Below are 488 nucleotides of genomic sequence, written 5' to 3' on the forward strand. Positions count from 1 at the left end.
CTGATCGTCGCGGAGGAGATGGAGGAGCGCGAGCCGCACTATTTCTCGGTGCTCTCGACCCGCAAGCGCGCGCTCACCGAACTCGTGCCGATCATCACCGCCGCCACCGAGGAGGCGCACGACGTCGAGATCGCCGACGCCGTGCGCGAGCTGGTCGAAGATCCGCGCTTCACTCTGATGATCGGCGATCTGACCGACGCGCTCGGCAAGGGCTATTCCGTTGTCGAAATCCTCTGGCAGCACACCAGCTCGCGCTGGGACATCGCCGACTACAAATGGCGGGATCCCACCTTCTTCACCTTCGACCGCCACACCGGCTCCGAGCTGCGCCTCGCCTCCTCGAGCGCGGAGGGCGAGCCGCTGGCGCCGTACACCTTCATCACGCACTTCCCACGGCTCAAGTCGGGACTGCCGGGGCGGGGCGGCCTCGCGCGTCTCGCCCTCTGGTCCTTCATGCTGAAGAGCTACACGCTGAAGGACTGGATGGC

1 protein-coding gene is annotated in these 488 nt (G+C 66.4%); it reads left to right on the forward strand.

Annotation, left to right across the window (positions count from 1 at the left end):
- The coding region (locus tag STARVERO_RS22040; protein ID WP_159602155.1) for a phage portal protein family protein at positions 1 to 488 on the forward strand (488 nt) is incomplete at both ends.

Origin of the sequence: Starkeya nomas (assembly GCF_902703545.1) — a bacterium.
GTDB lineage: Bacteria > Pseudomonadota > Alphaproteobacteria > Rhizobiales > Xanthobacteraceae > Ancylobacter > Ancylobacter moscoviensis.